Below are 18,452 nucleotides of genomic sequence, written 5' to 3' on the forward strand. Positions count from 1 at the left end.
GAGGAATATTCGTGTCAAGGAATATCTTGGCCGAGGCGGCGGGGAGGGGTCGCGCACTTCGCCTGGGGTGGACCAGTCGACGGCCCGCAGCCGATCGACGTCATCGAGCCGAGGGTGGTCGCGTCGCGCCGCGGGATCGCGCCCGCCTTCGCCGCCGTGCCCCCGCCTCCGCCGCCGTGCCACGGCCAGCGCCCGCACGCCCTGGCCGCGGCGATCACCGTGCTGGCCGCGGCGATCACCGTGCTGGGCGCGGGGCGCCACTGCGGCTTCACCACTCGGTGCGCGCGGCGGCGACTGGCCGACCTGGACGTGGACCGCCGACACACTTCCCTGAACGTGGACCGCCGACACACTCGAGGCCGGGGCGCCGCGCCTCCATACTTCCGGCAACAAAATCGGCGCTTCCATTCATCCCAGGACACACGATCACGATCGGGTGATCTTCGACCGGCCGCGCGCTCACTGGGACACCGCGCCCAGGTCCCGGATCGGCAACGGTCGCGCGGCCGCGCCATCCTCCGCCGCCGGGCCGAGGGCTTGGGCACCCGTCACGGTACCGGTTCGGGCTCCCGGTCGTGTGGTGGCGCGGGCAGGCGCGGTGGGATGCGCGGCAGTGGCGAACCGGTCGGTACCGGGGCGACCGGGGCACGCTCGTGCGGTGGAGGAGGCGGTGGGGAGGTGGCGGTGGCGCGGGTTCGGGGTTGATCGGGCGCAGTCCCACGTCGTAGTTGACGGTCACCTGGCCGTCCGGGTGGATGGTGAGCGTGCCGGGGCCGATCTTGCCCTGGAACACGTTGCCCGCGGCGTCGACGGAGAAGATGAACGGCGCGCCCTCGCCGGTGAAGTGGACGCCTCCGCCCTTGGTCGGGGTGACCCGGAAGTTCCACGTGTTGCCGCTCATCTCGATCAGCCGGGCGAACAGGACCCGGGTGGCGGCGGCGCGTTCGGCGGGCGGCAGTTCGAGGATCATCCGCCGCACGGCCTCGAACCGGGCGTTGTTGTTCTCGCCCGCGATCGGTGCGGTGTGCGGGTCGAGGCGGGGCCTGGGCACGGGTTCGGGTGGCACGTCGGTCGGCGTGCGCACCGGTTCGCGGACGGGCGCGCGTTCGGAGAACAGCTTCTTCACCCCGCCCGCGACCAGCAGCCCGAGGTTCACCACGCCCTGCGTGCCGCGTTCCCACCGCTCGAACGGAGACATCCCGGTCGGGGAGAACGCCCGCTGCCCGCAGGCCGCCTCCACGATGTACGGGATGCCGGTGAGGTCGGCGATGCCCAGCGCGACCAGCCCCAGCCCTTCGAGGAAGCTCGGCCCTTCGCCCCGGTGGTCGGCCTTGTACTCCTGCCAGCGGCCGTAGATGCCCAGCCCGGCGCCCACGACCAGCAGGCCCGCCAGCACGCCCCAGCCGATCGGGCCCGCCATCAGCAGCCCCACCCCGATGATGATCGTCGGCAGGGACAGGATCAGCCCGGACAGGATGCCGCCGAGGACGTCGCCGCACTTCTCCCGCAGCCACGACCGCATGGACGCGACGAGTTCGGCGAACCACCGCTGCACGGGCTGCTGGTCGCGGGCCCGCGCGGCGAGCCGCTCGGCCTCGCCCTCGAACCGGGTGGCGCCGTTCTGGCCGCGCGAGCGCGCGTCCGACACCCACGCGCGCTGCGCCTCGCCCGCCCGGTCGGCGGTGCCGGTCAACCCGGCCACGCCCTCCTGGTGCTTGGCCGCCAACGCCTCCGCCGCCTTGGCCGGCAACCGGTCCAGCTCGCCCTCCACGGTGGTCCGCGTCTGGCCCGCCCGCGCGGTGAACGCGGCCGCGCTCTGCCGCAGCGCCGCGCCCGCCGCCTCGCCCGTGCGGCCCAGCGCCGCGGCGGCCTGGTCGCCGACCCCGCCGAGGGACTGCCCGTGGTCGGTCGCGAGCCGTCCCGCGCCTGCCACCAAGCCGCCCGCGGCGTCACCGATGCCCTGCGCCACTTCGTCACCGGCGGTGCGGACGGCGGTCAGGGCCTGCTCACCCGACGCCTCGGCGGAGCCGGACTCGGAGGCGACCAGTGCCGCGAGCGCCCGTGCCTGTGCCACCAGGTTCGTGCCGAGCCTCGCCGCGGTCTCGCGCAACCGGGCCCGGCTTTCCGCCGCCCACGCCTCCAGGTCCGCCGTCCCGCCCGTAACGAGGCCACGAACCGCTGGTGCCCCTGCACGGCCGACTCGGCGGTGCGCGTGGCGGTGGCGCGTATCGCGGTCGTGGTGGTCGTCGCGCCGTCGGCGACGGCCCGGTCCGCCTCGCTCGCGCCGGTCCGGATCTGGTCCGCGGCAGCCGCTTTCGCCGGTTCGTACAGGCTGGTCCGGGCCGCCGCCACCCCGGCGCGCACCTGGCCCGCCGCCTGCCCGCCCGACCTGGTCAGCTCGGTGGCCGCCTTGCCGGCCACGGCCCGCGCGATGCGTTCCTGCCCGGCCGCGATCTCCGGCTCGGCCGCGCCCGCGGCGGGACGTGCCGACTCCGGCGTCGGCGACTCCCGCACGGCACGGGCGGCTTCCCGTTCACCGGTGGCACGTGCTTCTTCGCCCAGGGCGTCCACACCGGACCGGGTGGCCGTCGTGGTGGCCGCGGCCTTGGCACCGATCGCCGCCCGGGTTCCGGCCGACGCGGCGAGCGTCGCGGCGGCCTGTGCCGAGGCTTGGGCATCGACGGACGTGCGGAGCGTGCGCAGCGCGGTCGTGGCGGTCGACTCCTGTTCCTCCGCCGTGGCGGCGATCCGGGCGCGGTGTGCCCGCACCGACTCGTCCACCCGGGCGGCCGAACGCTCGGCGGCCTCGTCCACCAGGAACCCGCGCTGGTCCGCCTCCCGCACGATCTCGCCCGGTAGCCCGCGATCGGGCAAGGAGAGGGGGATGTCCGGCGGTGGCTCCACCTCCTGCCGGGTGGTCGGCGGCCCGAACAACGACGCGACCGCCGCGTTGCCCGCCGAGCGCTGCAGCACGAGCAGGCCGGGATCCCGACGGGCGGCACCCGATCCGGGCCGCGTGCCGTCGGACGGTTCGGGCGACTCCCGGTGCCGTCGCATCGACCCTCCTGGCGTCACCTCTACGTCAGCACGCGGCACCTGATCGGGATCAGGACCGGAAGGGGGGCCACAAGGGCAGCCGGCGCTGCCCTCGGCGCCCACCCGCCCGCCGTCCCCGGTCGTGTTCGCGGCGCAGCGCACGCAGGTAGCGCGGCACGTCCACCTGGGGCGAGTCGGCGGCGGACGTGCCGTGGTGCCGGGCGGTCCACCGCAGGTGCGCGTCGATTTCGGCGGTCATCACCGCGGTGTCCGGCAGCACGGCCACGCCCCGGACGAGATCGTCTTCCGCGACGCGCTGGGGTTCTGCGGTGCGGGAATCATCCGCCGGGTCATCGGGTTCGCCCGCCCCGCCGACTTCACCACCATCGAGGACCCCGACCGTCGCGCCGCCTGTGAACGCCGCGCCCTGCACCTCACCCGCGCCCCGCTGGTCGACGACGAACACCACCGCGTCCAGGACGTCGTCGCGGCGGGCCAGGTCACCGCGCTGAGCCCCGGGCCGTGCCGGCCTCGCCCTGACGGCCGCCCGCCGCCAGACCGGTGGTTGTCCGCCAGGAGCGGAACCGCGGTCCACCCGGGGGGTCACCGATGTCAGGATGACGCCATGGCGGACATCCTTCCCTTCCACCAGCGCAAGCCAGGTCGTGAACCGGAGCCGTTGTGGCGCGTCGTGCTGGGCCGGACCCTGCGCGCGACCCGGGAGGAGCAGGGCGGCCGGCTGGTCGACATCGCGGAGCGGGCCGGCATCTCGCCGCAATACCTCTCGGAGATCGAACGCGGGCGCAAGGAGCCGTCCAGCGAGATGATCGCCGCGGTCACCGGTGCGCTCGGGGTGGAGCTGGGCGACCTGCTCGCCGACATCGCGGGCGAGGTCCGACGACGCCGTGCCACGGGCCCCGCGGTCGGCAGGCGCCCGGCGGGACCCGTGCTCATGGCGGCCTGACGGCTCAGACCCGGTGGTCCAGGACGTGGTCGGCGAGCCCGTAGGCGACGGCGCCCGCGGCGTCGAACACGCGGTCCCGGTCGGTGTCGTGCCGCAGCTGGTCGACGTCGCGGCCGGTGTGCTCCGACAGGATCCGCTCCAGCTGCGTGCGGACCCGCACCACCTCGTCGGCCTGCAGGATGAGGTCCGGGATGGTGCCGCGGCCCTGCGCCGCGGGCTGGTGCAGCACGACCCGCGTGTGGGGCAGCACGAAGCGCTTCCCGGCCGCGCCCGCGGCCAGCAGCACCGCACCCGCCGCGACGGCCTGGCCGACGCACGTCGTCGCCACCGGCGCCTTGATGTAGCGCATGGTGTCGTACAGCGCGAGCATCGCGGACGGGTCGCCGCCCTCGCTGTTGATGTACAGGTTGATCTCCCGATCCGGGCTGTCCGCCTCCAGGTGCAGCAACTGGGCGATGAGCGCGTTGGCCACGCCGGAGTCGATCGCCGTGCCGAGGTAGACGATGCGCTCCGACAGCAGGTGCGAGTAGACGTCCATGGCCCGCTCGCCACCCGGGCCGCGGGTGATGACGTTGGGGATGGTGTAGGTGCTCACGCGCGGACTCCGATCTTCGAGCCGAGCGCCAACTGGTGCGTGCGCACGGGCACCACTTGGTCGAGGTCGGTGACGACGTGGTCGATGAAGCCGTACTCGAGCGCCTGCCCGGTGGTGAACCACCGGTCGTGCAGCGAGTCGGCGAAGATCCGGTCGATCGGCTGCCCGGTGTCCTCGGAGATGAGCCGGAGCACGGTGTCGCGGGTGTACCGCAGGTCGTCGGCCTGCACCTCCACCTCGACCGCCGACCCGCCGATCCCCGCCGAGCCCTGGTGCATCAGGATCCGGGCGTGGGGCAGGGCGAAGCGCTTGCCCGGCGTGCCCGCGGACAGCAGGAACTGCCCGGCGCTGCACGCCAGTCCCAGCGCGAGCGTGGCCACGTCGCACGGCACGAGCCGCATCACGTCGCGGATGGCCAGCATCGCCGGTACCGAGCCGCCCGGCGAGTGGATCCACAGCGCGATGTCCTTGTCGGGGTCCTCGCCGGCGAGGGACAGCAGCTGGGTGGCGAGCACGGTGCCGTTGTCGTCGTCCAGCGGGCCGTCGAGGACCAGGACCCGCTGGGCGAGGAACCGTTCCCGGAGCCGGTGGTCGAACAGCCGGTGCTTGTCGTTGTCGGTCATGCACCGACCATGCCGACGACCCGCTGCCGTCCGCCGGTTTCTCCGCTGTGAGCAGATCAGCTCTCGGCAGGACCGACGTCAGCCCGCCCGCCGGCTGAGGTGCTCCCACTTGGCGAGCTCGGTCGTCCGCGCCTGCGTCAGCTGCCCCACCATGTCGTAGGCGGCGCCACCGAGGATCAGCCGCTTCGGCGGCTCGGGCAGGTCGACCACCTCCAGCAGGACCGACGCGGCGAGCTTGGGGTCGCTGTCCTCCGACTCGCCCCACAGCTCCTGCAGCCACGTGCGCAGCGGCGCGTAGGCGGGGTTCTCCTCGGTCATCGTCAGACCCCGGGTGAACAGGCTGGTCTCGTAGCCGCCGGGCTGCACGATGGTCACCTTGATCCCGAACCGCTCGACCTCCATCGCCAACGCCTCGCTCATCGCGTCCAGCGCCGCCTTGCCCGCGCTGTAGAGGCCGGTCGACGCGAAACCGCCGGCCGATCCCATCGAGGACACCTGGACGATGTGACCCGAGCCCTGGGCCCGCAGCAGCGGCACCACCGCCTGGTTCACCCACAGGGCACCGAAGAAGTTGGTGTCCAAGTGGGCGCGGGCCTGCTCCTCCGTGACCTCCTCCAACATGCCCAGCATCGCGCCGCCGGCGTTGTTGACGACGACGTCGAGCCGGCCGAACGCGGCGTGGGCCCGCGCCACGCCCGCGACGACCGCCTGCCGGTCGGCGACGTCCAGCGGGAAGGCGACCAGCCTGCCGCCGGACCCGTCGACCAGGTCGGCCAGCGGCGTGATGTCGCGGGCGACGCCGACGACCCGGTCGCCCGCCGCCAGTGCGGCCTCGGTGAACGCCCGCCCGAGCCCGCGGGAGGCGCCGGTGATGAACCAGGTGCGGGGTTCGGTGTGTTCGCGCGTCATGCCATCTCCTCAGAATCCTCAGAAGCGAGACGAGACGTCTCGTCTCAATGAGGCATACTGTGGCACGGCCGCGAGCCGGAGTCAAGACGGACCGTCTCGTTTCCGAGTAGAGTGCCGACATGGCCGCCAGCACCACCCCGGGCCGCAGCCGTCGCAGCGAGCGGTCGAGGGTCGCGATCCTGACCGCGACGCGCGACCTCATCGGCGACGTCGGGTACGCCAAGCTGACGATCGAGGCCATCGCCGCGCGCGCGGGCGTCGGCAAGCAGACGATCTACCGCTGGTGGCCGTCCAAGGGCGCGGTGGTCTTCGACTCGCTGCTCGCGCTGAGCGAACGACCCGACGGCGGCGGCATCGAACTGCCGGACACCGGGGACGTCGAAGCCGACCTCAAGGCGGTCCTGCGCGCGACCGCCGCCGAGTTCTCCGACCCCGCGTTCGAGGCGCCGATCCGGGCGCTGAACACCGAGATCATCAACGACCCCGAGCTGGCCGCGGTCTACCGGGAGAAGATGGAGCGCCCGATCCGCGAGGCCAAGCTGCGCCGGCTGCGCGGCGCGCGGGACGCGGGCCAGCTCGCCGCCGACGCAGACCTCGACCTCCTGGTCGAGATGCTGTACGCGCCGCTGACCCAACGCTGGCTCCTGCGCTCCGGCCCGTTGGACGACGACTTCGCCGACGCGCTGGTCGACGCCGCACTGCGCGCGTTCCGCCCCTGACCGCCTGCCGTGGCACAACCCACGGTCGAATTCGGGTGCGGCGGCTCCCGGGCCTGTCCTACCCTGGTCGACGTGATGCAGCACTTGTACTTCCTCTGAGGGACGACGCCTCCACCGGTACCGCGGACCGCGCTACCGGCCTTCGTCCTTCTCGCTCATCACTTTCTCGTCGGAGGCATTCCTTCATGTCGTCCCACCTTTCGCCTGCGCGCGTGCGCGCGGCACACGTCCGCGTGTCCGACGCGCACCTCTCCTTCGGCGGACGGCCCGTGCTCGCCGGGGTCGACCTCGTGGCCGCCGCCGGTGACCGGGTCGCCGTGGTCGGCGAGAACGGTCGCGGCAAGACCACCCTGCTCCGGGTGCTCGCAGGCGACCTGCCCGTCGACCGCGGCGAGGTGCACCGCGCGGGCTCGCTCGGCGTGGCCGACCAGCAGATCCCGCTCGGGCCGGCCGACACCGTCGGCGCCCTGATCGACCTCGAACTGTCCGCCGTGCGTGCCGCGCTGGCCCGCTTGGAGGAAGCCACCGTCGCGCTCGCCGACGGCCGTCCCGGCGCGGACGACGCCTACGCCACCGCACTCGCGGAAGCCGAAGCGCTCGACGCGTGGGACGCCGACCGGCGCGTCGAGGTCTCGCTGGCCGCGCTGAACGCCGAGCACGACCGCACCCGCCCGCTCGGCACCCTGTCGGTCGGCCAGCGGCACCGGGTGCGGCTGGCGTGCCTGCTCGGCGCCGGGCACGCCGTGCTGCTGCTGGACGAGCCGACCAATCACCTCGACGCGGGCGGGCTCGACCACCTGACCGAGCGGCTGCGCGCCCACCCCGGCGTGGTGGTGCTGGTCAGCCACGACCGGGCGCTGCTCGCCGACGTCGCCACCACGGTGGTCGACCTCGACCCGTCCAGCGACGGCCGGCCACGGGTGTACGGCGGCGGCTACCACGCCTACGTCGAAGGACGCCGGGCCGAACGTGCCCGCTGGGAGGCCTTGCACGACGAACAGGTCGCCGAGCGGCAGCGCCTGGCCGACGACCTGTCCGCGGCGCAGAACCGGCTGCGCGACAACTGGCGGCCCGCCAAGGGGCACGGCAAGCACACGCGGGCCACCCGCGCGCCCGGCCTGGTCCGGGCCGTGCACCGACGGCAGGAGGACCTGGCCGCGCACGTGGTCGCGGTCCCGCCGCCACCGACCCGGTTCGCCATGCCGGACCTGCCCGAGCACGGCGGCGCGACCCTGCTGCGCGCCGACGGGGTGACCGTGACCGCGAGGCTCGCGCGCCCGGTCGACCTGGCGCTGGACTCCGGGGACCGGCTGGTGGTCACCGGGCCCAACGGGGCGGGCAAGTCGACGCTGATGGCCGTGCTGGCGGGCGACCTGGAGCCGAGCACGGGCGTGGTCACTCACGCCCGGTCGGTGCGCGTCGGTCGGCTGGGTCAGGAGTCCGACCCGTCGGGCCGGCGCACGGCGGTGGAGCTGTACGACGAACAGCTCGCCCGGTCGGGTGAGCCGGGGCCGGGCCTGGGCGCGTTGGGCCTGCTCGACGCCTACGACCGGCACCGGCCGGTGGCCGAGTTGTCGGTCGGCGCCCGCAGGCGGCTGGACCTGGCCCTGGTGCTGGCCGGCCGGCCGCACGTGCTGCTGCTGGACGAGCCGACCAACCACCTGTCGGCCGCGCTCGTGGACGAGCTGACCGAAGCGCTCGGCGCCACCCCGGCGGCGGTCGTGATCGCCACTCACGACCGGCAGCTGTTGCGTGACACGGACTCCTGGCCGCGGCTCGCCTTGGGCCGCGGCGCCGCCTCCTTCTTTCCCGGCAACGAAATCGTCGGCAGAAAAGTTGCCGGACCTGATCGCTCGACCGGGTGAATCCAGCCGCCCCTGGCGGTTGGGTGGTCTCGGTGCGCGGGATCGCGGGGGTGGTGGCGTTCAGGATCAGGGTACCGCAGGCTGCGCGTGAACGGCGCAACCGTCCACTGAGGACACCTGAGCGGATCGAGGCGTCGCTGTCGAGCACGTGTCCGGTCAGGACCGACACCCGCGCGATCGCTGTGGTCCGGAACCGGGCGATGATGCCCTGCGTCATGTCGAGCGCCACCGGGATCGCGGTTCCCTGGACGGTGATGGTGATGGTGATGGTGACGAGCAGGATGCCGGGCGTGACGTAGTCGACGTAGGCGCCGCGCCCGCCCGGCCCGCCGTCGCCGTCGCCGTCGCCGAGCGTGCCGGCGAGCACGTGGACGAACGGCAGCAGGACCACGATCGGCACGGCGGAGCAGCGTCAGCGTGGTGGACCAGGCGCGGGACATGTGCCGCAACTGGCGGCGCAGCATCGTGGTCGAGCCCCGGACGGCCAGCGTGATCGTGGTCATCGCGCGGTCACCTCACCCGCCGTCAGTGCACCCGCCGACCGCACTCGGCGGGCAGCAGCACCGCCCGCGCGGGCAGGGCACCGGGTTCGACTCCGAACAGCCGCACGCAGACCTCCGACCCATCGGGATCCGCCGGGAGCTCCAAGCGCACGTCGCCGAGCACCGCGCGCCCTGCCGGGCTGTGGCACTCGGCCTCGTGCCTGCCCACCGGGAGCTTGCCGCGCAGCGTGCCGAAGGCGATCGTGTCGCCACCGTCGTCGGCCGTCTCGCCGACCTCGAACGACCAGTGCGGGGCCGCCTCGACGAGCAGGTCGCGGAAGCGCGGACCCAAAGCCACGACGACGTCGCGCCGGGAGTGGACGTGGTGCGCCACGGCGCAGCAGATGGGCACGGCCGGGCCGAAGGCGGCGGGGACCCGGGTGTAGCCGGGGAGCGGGTCGTACCGCATCGAATCCTCCAGCAGGCCGCACGCGCCCACCTTCGCCGCGTCGTGGCCGTGCTCCAGCACGTCGAGCAGGAACGGCGCGGCGAAGGCGGCGGCGGGCATGGCGGCGCCGCTGTGACCGTGGACGAGGCCTGCCTGGTCGAGGCTCGTGGTCGCCCGTGCCGCCGCCATCAGGTTGGTCGCCTCGGCGAGCCCGCGCAGGCCGGGCTCGATCACGCCGGGCTCGTAGAAGCCCGGGTAGCCCGGCACCTTGAACCAGTCGACGGAGTCGGGACGTCCGGCCACGGCTAGGCCCGCTCGGCGAAGTGCCGCAGGATCATCTCGGTCAGCGCGGCGACGTCGGCCTCGACCATCGGCGCGCCGGTCATGCCCATCCGGTGCAGCAGGGTGCCGACGGTGATGTCGACGAACAGCAGGATGCGGTCCTCGGGCTCGCCGAGCGCGTCCTGCAGCGCACGCAGGTACGGCGCCTGCAACCGGGTGGACAGGATCTCGCGCAGGCCCGCGTCGCTGACGGCGTCGACGAAGACGCCCGCGAACGCCGCGCCCACCCCCGGCTCGCTGATCTTGGTGGCGGCCAGGTCGATGGCCGCGGCGAGGTACTCGGCCCGACTGCCCGGCATCGGGGGCAGCGGGCCGAACGTGTCGACCAGGCAGTCCGTGATCAGCGCGCCCTTCGACGGCCAGCGGCGGTAGATCGTCGTCTTCGCGACACCCGCCGCCGCGGCGATGCGGTCCATCGTCGCGCCCGCGTAACCCAGCTTGTGGACGGTCTTCAGCGTCGCGGCGAAGACCACGGCGTCGATACCGGCGCGAGGGCGGCCGGGTGGTTTGGCGGAGGTGGTCTCCCGGGTCATGGTTCCACGATAGCGAGTTGCGCTACTATCGGTATCGCTACCACTGGTAGCGAAATTGTGGTGGTCGAGGAGGGGGACATGGACGACGTGGAACGCCCGCCGCTGGGCGTCCGGCTGCTGGGCGCGCTGCGCAGGCAACCGGACTGGTCGACGATGACGACCGAGGAGCTGGCCGCCTTCCGCGACGCGGAGAACCGCAAGCGGTCGTCCCGGCTGCTCCGGGTCGTCACCGGGTTCCCGGACGGCGGCGCGGAGATCCGGTGGAGTGAGGTCGCGTTGCCCGATCGCGTGCTCCCGATCCGGGTGTACCGGCCGACACAGCGCAGCGGTGACCTGCCGCTCGTGCTGCACGTGCACGGCGGCGGTTTCGTGGGCACAGCGGCGCAATCCGACTGGGTGAACAGCCACCTCGCCGCACGACTGCCCGCGGTCGTCGTCTCGGTCGAGCACCGCCTCATGGCTCCGGACACGCCACTGCGCGCGGGCGTGGACGACGGCTGGGACGTGCTGCGGCACCTCGTGCGGCACGCGGCGGACTGGCGCGTCGACCCGACGCGGATCGCGGTGTTCGGCGAGAGCACCGGCGGGTTGATCGTCGCGCTGGCCGCGCTCCGCGCCCGGGACGCCGGACTGCCCGTGCGGGCGCAGGTGCTGGTCAACCCCGTCACCGACCTGACGGAGGAGGCGTTCGACCACGCCTCGATGAAGCGGCACGCGCACAGCCCGACCTTGACCGCCGAGCAGATGCGGCTGTTCCACCGGTTGGCCGTGCCGCCCGGCACGGACCCCCGCGCGCTTTCCCCGCTGCACGCCGACGACGCGAGCGGTGTCGCGCCGGCGCTCGTGGTGGTGCCGACCTTGGACCCGGTCGCCGATCAGGGCCGCCGTTACGCCGAACGGCTGCGCGAGTCCGGGACGTCCGCGCGGCTCACCGAGCACCGCGGCGCGCCGCACGGGTTCCTCAGCATGCCGGGTGTGGTGCCGCAGGCGAAGGTCGCGCGGGCGGAGATCGCCGGGTTCCTCCGAGACCGCGTCGTCCCAGTGGCCGGTGATGTGGTGACGAAGGAGCACGATGACCGCCGCTGAGCTCGTGGGGGCGGGGGAGTCCGCGCCGGAGCGGCCGCCACAACCGGGTCCGGCACGCCTGCTGCGGCCGTTCGTCGGCGGCTTTGCGGCCGTCGCGGTCCTCCAGGTGATCGGCGCGGTCGCGGGTCTGGCGCCGTTGCTGGCGGTGGTCGAGCTGGGGCGCGCGCTGCTGTCGCCCGGCCCGGTCGACCACGGTCACGTGCGGTTCGTCGTGGCGGCGGGCGCGGTCGGGCTGTTCGTCCGGCTGCTGTGCACCGGCGCGTCGGCCGGGATCGGGCACGTGCTCGACGGCCGGGTGCAGCTGTCGCTGCGGCGGGCGCTGGCCGACCGGCTGGGGCGGGTGCCGATCGGCTGGTTGTCCCGGCGCCGGACCGGTGAGCTGGCGAAGGTGGTGGGCGAGGACGTGAGCGCGGTGCACCCGTTCATCGCGCACACGCCCGGTGAGCTGGTCGCCGCGTTCGTGGTGCCGTTGGTGTCGCTGGTCTATCTGTTCGGGGTCGACTGGCGGCTCACGCTGATCACGTTGATCCCGGTGGTGCTGGCCGTGGCGCTGGTGCCGCTGATGATGACGCCGACCCGGCTGCGCGAGCAGCGGGAACTCGACGCGGCCATGGGGCGGATCTCCAGCTCGGTGGTCGAGTTCGTGCAGGGCATCTCGGTGGTGAAGGCGTTCGGCGGGTCGCGGCGCGCCCACCGCCGGTTCCGCACGGCCGTGGAGGACTTCGTCGGCACGTTCTACCGGTGGGTGCGCGGGATGTCCGTGATCGCCGCCGGGATGCAGTTGGCGTTGTCGCCGCCGTTCGTGCTGCTGGTCGTGCTGGTCGGCGGCACGGTCCTGATCACGTCCGGCGGCTTGGCGCCGGCCGACCTGCTGCCGTTCCTGCTCCTCGGGCTCGGCCTCACGGCTCCCGTGGCGGCACTGGGCCACGGTTTCGACGACGTGCAGGCCGCCCGGCGCGCGGTCGGCCGGATCCGGGACGTGCTCGCCGTGCCATCGCTACCCGAGCCCGTGAACCCCGTCGCGCCGCAGGGGCACCGGGTGGAACTGCGTGGCGTCCGGTTCGGCTACGAACCCGGTCACGAGGTGCTGCGCGGGATCGACCTGGTGCTCGAACCGGGCACGGTCACCGCGATCGTCGGCCCGTCGGGCGGCGGCAAGTCCACGCTGGTCCGGCTGCTGCCGCGGTTCTTCGACCCGTCCGATGGCGCGGTGCTGTTGGGTGGTGTCGACCTGCGCGACCTCGGCAGCCGTCAGCTGCACCGGATGGTGTCGTTCGTCTTCCAGGACACCACCCTGCTGCGCGCGTCGGTCGCGGACAACATCGCGCTCGCCGTGCCGCACGCCGATCACGACGACGTGGTCCGCGCCGCCCGGCTGGCGAACGTCCACGACCGGATCCTCGAACTGCCACGCGGGTACGACACGGTGCTCGGCGAGGAAGCCGGGCTGTCGGGCGGCGAGGCGCAGCGGATCTCGATCGCCCGTGCGCTGCTCGCCGCCGCACCCGTCCTGGTGCTGGACGAGGCGACCGCGTTCGCCGACCCGTTGACCGAGCAGGCGGTGCGCCGGGCGCTGACGACGGTGGCCGATCGCACGATCCTGGTCATCGCCCACCGCTGGGAGACGATCGCCGACGCGGACACCGTCGCCGTGCTGGAGGACGGGGTGATCGTCGAGCAGGGTCGGCCCGCGGAACTGCCGGCGCGGGAAGGGAAGTTCGCCGCGTTCCGGTGGTCGGCGACGGCCGGTGGTGGTGTTGGGCGAGGAGTTGAGGACCGATGATCCGGACGTTGCTGCGCGTGCTCGGGTACGAGTACGCCAAGCCGGTGCGTCGCACCGTGGCCTTGATGACGGCGACCGCGATAGCCGAAGGTCTGTCCTACGCACTGCTCGTGCCGGTGCTCAGGGCGTTGTTCGGTGGCACGCCCGGGGACGCCTGGCCCCCGGTGATCGCGTTCGGGATCGCCGTCGCCGGGTACGCGGTGCTGCGGTACGTGAGCGACCTGTCCGGGTTCCGGGCCGGGACCACGTTGCTGCGCGGTATGTACCACCGGCTCGGCGACCACCTGGCCCGCCTGCCCATCGGGTGGTTCGGCGGTGGCCGGGTCGGTGAGGTGTCCGTCCTGGCCGGTCAGGGTGTGCTGCAGGCGATGGGCGTGATCGCGCACCTGTTGGCGCCGTTCATCTCGGCGTGCGTGACGCCGTTGACGATCGTTGCCGTGATGCTCGCGTTCGACTGGCGGCTCGGGCTCGCGGCACTCGCCGCCGCGCCGGTCGTGGCGGTGATCCAGGTGTGGACGGGTCGTTCGACGGCCGCCGCCGACAGCGAGCGCGCCGAACGTGACCACGAGGCGGCCGGGCGGGTCATCGAGTACGTGCAGGCCCAGCCGGTGCTGCGGGCGGGTGGGCGGACCAGCGAACGGTTTCGGTTGCTCGATGACGCACTGAGGGAGGTGGAGCGCGCGTCGCGCCGCACTGTGTTGTCGGCCCTGCCCGGTGTGGTGGGTTTGACGCTCGCGGTGCAGGTGATGTTCACCGTGGTGCTCGGGTTGGGTGCCTACCTCGCGCTCGGCGGGCACATCGGTGTGGCGGAGGTGTTGGCGGTCTTGGTGCTGGCGGCCCGCTGCGCGGATCCGCTGCTGTCGCTGTCGGACCTCGGAGGCAAGCTCCGCGGCGCGCGGTTCGAGCTGGGGCGGCTTGACGCGGTGCTGCGCACCGAGCCGCTGCCCGAACCGCGCGAACCGGTCCGGCCCGGGCACCATGGCCTGGAACTCGACTCCGTCACCTTCCGGCACGGCGACCGGACGGTGATCGACAACGTGTCGCTGTCCGTGCCGCAGGGTCAGCGCGTCGCCATCGTCGGGCCGTCGGGTGCGGGCAAGAGCACCGTGCTGCGGCTGCTCGCGCGGTTCTACGACGTGGACGCGGGTGCGGTGCGCATGGGCGGGGTGGACGTGCGTGACGTGGGCAGCGAGGGGGTGATGTCGAGGATCGCCTTCGTGTTCCAGGACGTCTACCTTTTCGACGGCACGATCGAGGACAACGTGCGACTGGGTCGTCCCGACGCGAGCGCGGCCGAGGTTCGGGCGGCTGCGGCGGCGGCACGGTTGGACGAGGTGGTCGAACGACTACCCGGCGGGTGGGCGACCAACGTCGGTGAGGGTGGCGCGCTGCTCTCCGGCGGTGAGCGCCAACGCGTCTCGATCGCGCGGGCGCTGCTGAAGGACGCTCCCGTGGTGCTGCTGGACGAGGTGACCTCCGCTCTCGACCCGGTGAACGAGACGGCCGTTCACGAAGGTGTCGAACGGCTGATGGCCGGCCGGACGGTGGTGCTGGTGGCGCACCGGCTGCGGACCGTGCAGCGTGCCGATCGGGTCGTGTTCCTGGACGGTGGTCGCGTCGTGGAGGAGGGCACGCACGACGAACTGCTCCGTCGTGGTGGCCGTTACGCCGGCTTCTGGCACCTGTCGCTTGCTTGAGGCCTTGAAGGCCTTGAAAGCCTTGAAAAGCATGTCCTCGCCGGACGGGCAGATCAGCAGGATGACATCCCCCGGTCACGTCTCCCTCTTGTCCCGTTGGGAACGCCCGTTGGGTTGGTGGTCCCGGGGTACGTGTCATCCCACCGACCTCCCTCCGGGCTACCACACGCGTCAAGAGGGCGCCCGAAGTTGGAGTATCAGGCAGCGCTTGCACGACGCCCTCTTGACCCGTGCGGTAGGGCTACGCCAGGTCGGCGGGATGACACGAACCCCTCCCAATGAGAAGCGAGGGCATCCCGGCCGCACCCGCCCCGGGCCCGTTCGTCCCTGCGCTCGTCGGCGACCCCCGCACGTGCCACTGGCGGCGTTCTTTTTCTCCCTCATAGGAGGGCTTCGTGTCATCCCGCCGACCTGGCGCAGCCTTACCGCGCGTGTCAAGGGCGGCGCGTCCACCTTTGCCCGCTACTTCACTGGAGCATCGCGCCGCCCTTGACACGTGTGGTAATCCGGAGGGAGGTCGGTGGGATGACACGGAGTCCGGGACCACCAACCCAACCGGAGTTCCCAACCCAACAAGACCGAGACGGGACCGGGGGATGTCATCCTGCTGATCTGCCCGTCCGGCGAGGACATGCTCTTGATCTTTCAAGCTTTTGATCTTCCGAACCTAGGGCACAGCGAGCCGGGAGAATCCAGCCGACCCGTGCCCGGCGTCGATCGCCCGTCGCACGGCGGCCCGCACGGCGCCGAGCACGCCGTCGTCCAGGCCGTTTGACCGCACAGACGCGATGACGTCGTCCAGGATCGCCGCCGCCGAGGTGATCGTGGAGGCGTCGCCGGGGAACTGGTCCGCGGTGATGTGCTCGGCGACCACGTCGATCAGCTCGGGGAGCAGGCCGGCCATCGCCTTCGCGTAACCGGCGAAGTCCGTCGCGGCGATGTTCTCCGCGCCACCCAAGCGGAACGCGTGGACCACGCCGAACATCGACGTCCAGAACAGGTCGAGCAGGGACACGTTGAACCCGGCCGCGCGCCCCGGGTCCTCGCCCAGGTACGTCCCGTTCTCGCCGAGCGCGGCCAGCGTGGCCCGGTGCGCCTCGTAGACATCGGCAGGTCCGCTGAACAGCAGTGCCGCCTCCGGCCCGCCCACGATCCCGTTCAGGAGCACGCCGTCGAGGTAGTCGATGCCGTGCCCGGCCGCCCACGCGGCCATCTCGCGGGCCTGTTGCGGCGAGCCGCCGGTGAGGTTGACCAAGGCGCGGCCCTTCAGCGCGTCGGCGTCGAGAACCGATCGAACGGCCTCGTGGTTCAGCACGCACACGACGGTCAGCGGGCTCGCGGCGATCGCGCCGGCGGCGGTGTCGGCGATGGTGGCGTCGAGGTCGTCCCCCTTGCCCGGAGTGCGGTTCCACACGGTGGTGGGGTGGCCGGCGGCGGCGAACGCGGTCGCCAGCGCCCGGCCCATCGGGCCCAGTCCGAGGACGGTTACGGGTGTCATGCCGGCTAAGCTAAACCTTGACGTTGACGTCAGAGTCAAGCCTGGAGTCGGGATGCGCATCGGGGAACTGTCGCGACGGACCGGCGTCAGCGAGCGCGCGCTGCGGTACTACGAGGAACAAGGCTTGCTGCGCCCGCAACGGCGGCCGAGCGGCTATCGCGTGTACGGCGACGCGGACGTGGCGGCCGTGCGGCGGATCCGGGTCCTGCTCGCGGCGGGCCTCACCCTCGCGCAGATCGTGGCGGCCCTGCCCTGCATGGTGGACGACGAGGGCCTGCTGCTGCCCAGCTGCCCGGAACTGGTCGACGAGCTCGTCAAGCACCGGGACCGGATCGGTGAGGCCATCCGCGAACTGGAAGCCACCCGCGCCAACCTGGACACCATCATCGCCGCCGGACGGCGAACGGGCTGACCGGGTGGGCGAGCCGTCCGCCGGCGGGACCCCGTAGGCGCGCGAGGCGAGATCCGCACGAGTCCGCAGGTGCCCGTTCGGTCGTCACGCGCGCGAACGTCGATTCGGGGTGGTTCGGCCCGGATGCGGGTAACGGTCGACCTCCATGCCGGTGCCGGGCGTGCCGGAGGCTCACCCGTCCGGCACCAGCGCGTTCGGACGTCCGAACGCGACGAGTTCGCGTCGTGGCGTTGGACGCGACCCGGTCGGCCGGTCGCCCTATAGCCGTGGTCGCGCGCGACCGGGCAGGCTGCGGAGGCGCAACGTCCTGGGGGGACATGGCATGTGTCGTTTGCGTCCTTCTTCGGTGGCGGTGCGCCGATCCGTTCGTCGAAAGGAAACCGCAGTGCCGTCATCACCGCTCTCACCGTCACGTCGTACGCCGTTGCGCCGGGCGGCCGTCGCGCTGCTCGCCGCCGGCGCGCTCCTGGTGCCCACCGTGCCCGTGTCGGCCTCCGCGGCGGAGCAGTCGGCCCCGGTCGCGCAGCCGACGCCCGACTCGCCGATCAGCGGCGAACGCGTGCCCGCGCTGCGCGGTGACGCGGCCAGAGCCGCGGCCGGCGGGAAGCTCAGCGAGCAGGTCCTCAAGCGGGGCGAGGCGTTCCAGGCCGACCACGAGCGGCAGCGGGAGGCCGCCGTGACGCTGCCGCCGTGGAGCGGTTCCCTGCACACCGTCTGGGGCGCGTTCCCGACCGTCGTCTCTGACGGTGCGCAGGCGACCCACACCATCAACCCCGGCATCAGCATCCCGCCGGGCAACCCCGACGTGGTGTACGCGCCGACGCTCGTGCCGAGCGGCAAGACGTGCATCGAGGTCACCACGTTCTACTGGCAGGGCGGCAACGGCGTCGGCGCGTGGGACTGGTGCGCGGCCTCGCCCGGCTTCGCCGCGGTGGCCTGGATCGACGCCACCTTCCTGAGCACCTACACCACGACGTTCCAGGGCCTGCCCGCGTACACGGTGCTCGACGTGCAGACCGACGCCACGACCAACTCGTGGACCGCCTACCTGTACAACTACACGACCTCCACCTGGGACGCGCTGTTCACCAGCGCCGACACGAGCAAGCTCGTGGACCCGCACGGCGGCTGGAGCATGTTCGAGGTCTACACCGAGTACAACCCGGCCACCGGGGAGGGCTACTACTGCACCGAGACCTACGGCACCCAGTTCCACGCCGCCAACCTCCAGATCAAGGTCAACGGCACGTGGACGACGTTGACCACCGGTAACTCGTCGGTGACGCCGCCGGGCAGCGTGTCCAGCACCGACTTCGGCTGCTACGGGCTGTCGTTCACGCTGCAGACGGCGAACAGCCACTGGCAGGTGTCGCACTGATCCGACCCGGACCGCCGGCGGTGCGGACGGCGGTGACCGCCCGCACCGCCTCCCGGACGGCAACCGCAAGGCGATCGTCAGG

18 protein-coding genes are annotated in these 18,452 nt (G+C 72.8%); 9 read left to right on the top strand and 9 right to left on the bottom strand.

Annotated features, from left to right (window positions below; genetic code table 11):
- Positions 1–268: 268 nt before the first annotated feature.
- The 3 genes from A6A25_RS11490 to A6A25_RS11495 are packed head-to-tail and all read right to left on the bottom strand — an operon-like array spanning position 269 to position 3,643.
- On the bottom strand, positions 269–2,110 hold the full coding sequence (locus A6A25_RS11490) for a hypothetical protein (RefSeq protein WP_073888331.1): 1,842 nt from the start codon (positions 2,108–2,110) through the stop codon (positions 269–271).
- The gene (locus A6A25_RS42895; RefSeq protein WP_143193098.1) at positions 1,996–3,057 is read right to left on the bottom strand and encodes a hypothetical protein; all 1,062 of its coding nucleotides are present in this window, start codon (positions 3,055–3,057) and stop codon (positions 1,996–1,998) included. The genes A6A25_RS11490 and A6A25_RS42895 overlap by 115 nt, the downstream gene beginning before the upstream one ends.
- 49 nt (positions 3,058–3,106) lie before the next feature.
- Positions 3,107–3,643: a hypothetical protein gene (locus tag A6A25_RS11495; RefSeq protein WP_143193099.1), complete on the bottom strand. Its 537-nt coding sequence runs from the start codon at positions 3,641–3,643 to the stop codon at positions 3,107–3,109.
- A gap of 18 nt (positions 3,644–3,661) precedes the next feature.
- On the opposite strand from A6A25_RS11495, the gene A6A25_RS11500 reads away from it, so the two are divergent.
- On the top strand, positions 3,662–4,000 hold the full coding sequence (locus A6A25_RS11500; protein WP_073888335.1) for a helix-turn-helix domain-containing protein: 339 nt from the start codon (positions 3,662–3,664) through the stop codon (positions 3,998–4,000).
- Between the two features lie 4 nt (positions 4,001–4,004).
- Here A6A25_RS11500 and A6A25_RS11505 read toward each other — a convergent pair whose 3' ends face one another.
- From A6A25_RS11505 to A6A25_RS11515, 3 genes are all read right to left on the bottom strand, one after another.
- The gene (locus A6A25_RS11505) at positions 4,005–4,595 is read right to left on the bottom strand and encodes a ClpP family protease (RefSeq protein ID WP_073888338.1); all 591 of its coding nucleotides are present in this window, start codon (positions 4,593–4,595) and stop codon (positions 4,005–4,007) included.
- Positions 4,592–5,218, bottom strand: coding sequence for a ClpP family protease (locus A6A25_RS11510; RefSeq protein WP_073888340.1), 627 nt, complete (start codon positions 5,216–5,218; stop codon positions 4,592–4,594). Before A6A25_RS11510 ends, A6A25_RS11505 begins: the two co-directional genes overlap by 4 nt.
- A gap of 78 nt (positions 5,219–5,296) precedes the next feature.
- Entirely contained in the window at positions 5,297–6,127 is an 831-nt protein-coding gene (locus tag A6A25_RS11515) for an SDR family NAD(P)-dependent oxidoreductase (protein WP_073888342.1), read from the bottom strand.
- A gap of 119 nt (positions 6,128–6,246) precedes the next feature.
- Between A6A25_RS11515 and A6A25_RS11520 the strand changes: the two genes are divergently transcribed.
- From A6A25_RS11520 to A6A25_RS46610, 3 genes are all read left to right on the top strand, one after another.
- On the top strand, positions 6,247–6,846 hold the full coding sequence (locus A6A25_RS11520; protein WP_073888344.1) for a TetR/AcrR family transcriptional regulator: 600 nt from the start codon (positions 6,247–6,249) through the stop codon (positions 6,844–6,846).
- A 185-nt stretch (positions 6,847–7,031) separates the two neighbouring features.
- Positions 7,032–8,711, top strand: a complete 1,680-nt coding sequence (locus A6A25_RS11525; protein ID WP_083668257.1) for an ABC-F family ATP-binding cassette domain-containing protein — start codon at positions 7,032–7,034, stop codon at positions 8,709–8,711.
- Between the two features lie 23 nt (positions 8,712–8,734).
- Entirely contained in the window at positions 8,735–9,010 is a 276-nt protein-coding gene (locus A6A25_RS46610) for a hypothetical protein (protein WP_073888346.1), read from the top strand.
- Between the two features lie 226 nt (positions 9,011–9,236).
- On the opposite strand, the gene A6A25_RS11535 is transcribed toward A6A25_RS46610, so the two are convergent.
- Both A6A25_RS11535 and A6A25_RS11540 read right to left on the bottom strand, forming a co-directional pair.
- The gene (locus A6A25_RS11535) at positions 9,237–9,944 is read right to left on the bottom strand and encodes a hypothetical protein (RefSeq protein WP_073888348.1); all 708 of its coding nucleotides are present in this window, start codon (positions 9,942–9,944) and stop codon (positions 9,237–9,239) included.
- A 2-nt stretch (positions 9,945–9,946) separates the two neighbouring features.
- Positions 9,947–10,516 (bottom strand): TetR/AcrR family transcriptional regulator, encoded by a 570-nt coding sequence (locus A6A25_RS11540; protein WP_073888350.1) that lies wholly within the window; start codon positions 10,514–10,516, stop codon positions 9,947–9,949.
- 78 nt (positions 10,517–10,594) lie between these two features.
- On the opposite strand from A6A25_RS11540, the gene A6A25_RS11545 reads away from it, so the two are divergent.
- The 3 genes from A6A25_RS11545 to A6A25_RS11555 are packed head-to-tail and all read left to right on the top strand — an operon-like array spanning position 10,595 to position 15,082.
- Positions 10,595–11,602 carry an alpha/beta hydrolase gene (locus A6A25_RS11545; protein WP_073888352.1) on the top strand — a complete coding sequence of 336 codons (1,008 nt, stop codon included), beginning with the start codon at positions 10,595–10,597 and terminating at the stop codon, positions 11,600–11,602.
- Positions 11,589–13,385, top strand: a complete 1,797-nt coding sequence (locus tag A6A25_RS11550) for an ABC transporter ATP-binding protein (RefSeq protein WP_073888354.1) — start codon at positions 11,589–11,591, stop codon at positions 13,383–13,385. Before A6A25_RS11545 ends, A6A25_RS11550 begins: the two co-directional genes overlap by 14 nt.
- On the top strand, positions 13,382–15,082 hold the full coding sequence (locus tag A6A25_RS11555) for an ABC transporter ATP-binding protein (protein ID WP_073888357.1): 1,701 nt from the start codon (positions 13,382–13,384) through the stop codon (positions 15,080–15,082). The genes A6A25_RS11550 and A6A25_RS11555 overlap by 4 nt, the downstream gene beginning before the upstream one ends.
- Before the next feature lie 667 nt (positions 15,083–15,749).
- Here the strand turns inward: A6A25_RS11555 and A6A25_RS11560 are convergent.
- Positions 15,750–16,580: an NAD(P)-dependent oxidoreductase gene (locus tag A6A25_RS11560; protein ID WP_073888360.1), complete on the bottom strand. Its 831-nt coding sequence runs from the start codon at positions 16,578–16,580 to the stop codon at positions 15,750–15,752.
- 52 nt (positions 16,581–16,632) lie between these two features.
- On the opposite strand from A6A25_RS11560, the gene A6A25_RS11565 reads away from it, so the two are divergent.
- Together A6A25_RS11565 and A6A25_RS11570 are read left to right on the top strand one after the other, a co-directional pair.
- Positions 16,633–16,992: a MerR family transcriptional regulator gene (locus A6A25_RS11565; RefSeq protein ID WP_073888363.1), complete on the top strand. Its 360-nt coding sequence runs from the start codon at positions 16,633–16,635 to the stop codon at positions 16,990–16,992.
- A gap of 385 nt (positions 16,993–17,377) precedes the next feature.
- Entirely contained in the window at positions 17,378–18,370 is a 993-nt protein-coding gene (locus A6A25_RS11570) for a carbohydrate-binding protein (RefSeq protein WP_143193100.1), read from the top strand.
- Positions 18,371–18,452 lie beyond the last annotated feature (82 nt).

This window comes from Saccharothrix sp. CB00851, assembly GCF_001905065.1.
Classification (GTDB): Bacteria; Actinomycetota; Actinomycetes; order Mycobacteriales; family Pseudonocardiaceae; genus Actinosynnema.

What these genes read in the sequence shown, in the direction of transcription:
- A6A25_RS42895 (WP_143193098.1), bottom strand. Translation starts at nt 3,057, where the DNA reads ATGCGACGGCACCGGGAGTCGCCCGAACCGTCCGACGGCACGCGGCCC.
- A6A25_RS11500 (WP_073888335.1), top strand. Translation starts at nt 3,662, where the DNA reads ATGGCGGACATCCTTCCCTTCCACCAGCGCAAGCCAGGTCGTGAACCG.
- A6A25_RS11510 (WP_073888340.1), bottom strand. Translation starts at nt 5,218, where the DNA reads ATGACCGACAACGACAAGCACCGGCTGTTCGACCACCGGCTCCGGGAA.
- A6A25_RS11515 (WP_073888342.1), bottom strand. Translation starts at nt 6,127, where the DNA reads ATGACGCGCGAACACACCGAACCCCGCACCTGGTTCATCACCGGCGCC.
- A6A25_RS11520 (WP_073888344.1), top strand. Translation starts at nt 6,247, where the DNA reads ATGGCCGCCAGCACCACCCCGGGCCGCAGCCGTCGCAGCGAGCGGTCG.
- A6A25_RS11525 (WP_083668257.1), top strand. Translation starts at nt 7,032, where the DNA reads ATGTCGTCCCACCTTTCGCCTGCGCGCGTGCGCGCGGCACACGTCCGC.
- A6A25_RS11540 (WP_073888350.1), bottom strand. Translation starts at nt 10,516, where the DNA reads ATGACCCGGGAGACCACCTCCGCCAAACCACCCGGCCGCCCTCGCGCC.
- A6A25_RS11545 (WP_073888352.1), top strand. Translation starts at nt 10,595, where the DNA reads ATGGACGACGTGGAACGCCCGCCGCTGGGCGTCCGGCTGCTGGGCGCG.
- A6A25_RS11550 (WP_073888354.1), top strand. Translation starts at nt 11,589, where the DNA reads ATGACCGCCGCTGAGCTCGTGGGGGCGGGGGAGTCCGCGCCGGAGCGG.
- A6A25_RS11555 (WP_073888357.1), top strand. Translation starts at nt 13,382, where the DNA reads ATGATCCGGACGTTGCTGCGCGTGCTCGGGTACGAGTACGCCAAGCCG.
- A6A25_RS11560 (WP_073888360.1), bottom strand. Translation starts at nt 16,580, where the DNA reads ATGACACCCGTAACCGTCCTCGGACTGGGCCCGATGGGCCGGGCGCTG.
- A6A25_RS11565 (WP_073888363.1), top strand. Translation starts at nt 16,633, where the DNA reads ATGCGCATCGGGGAACTGTCGCGACGGACCGGCGTCAGCGAGCGCGCG.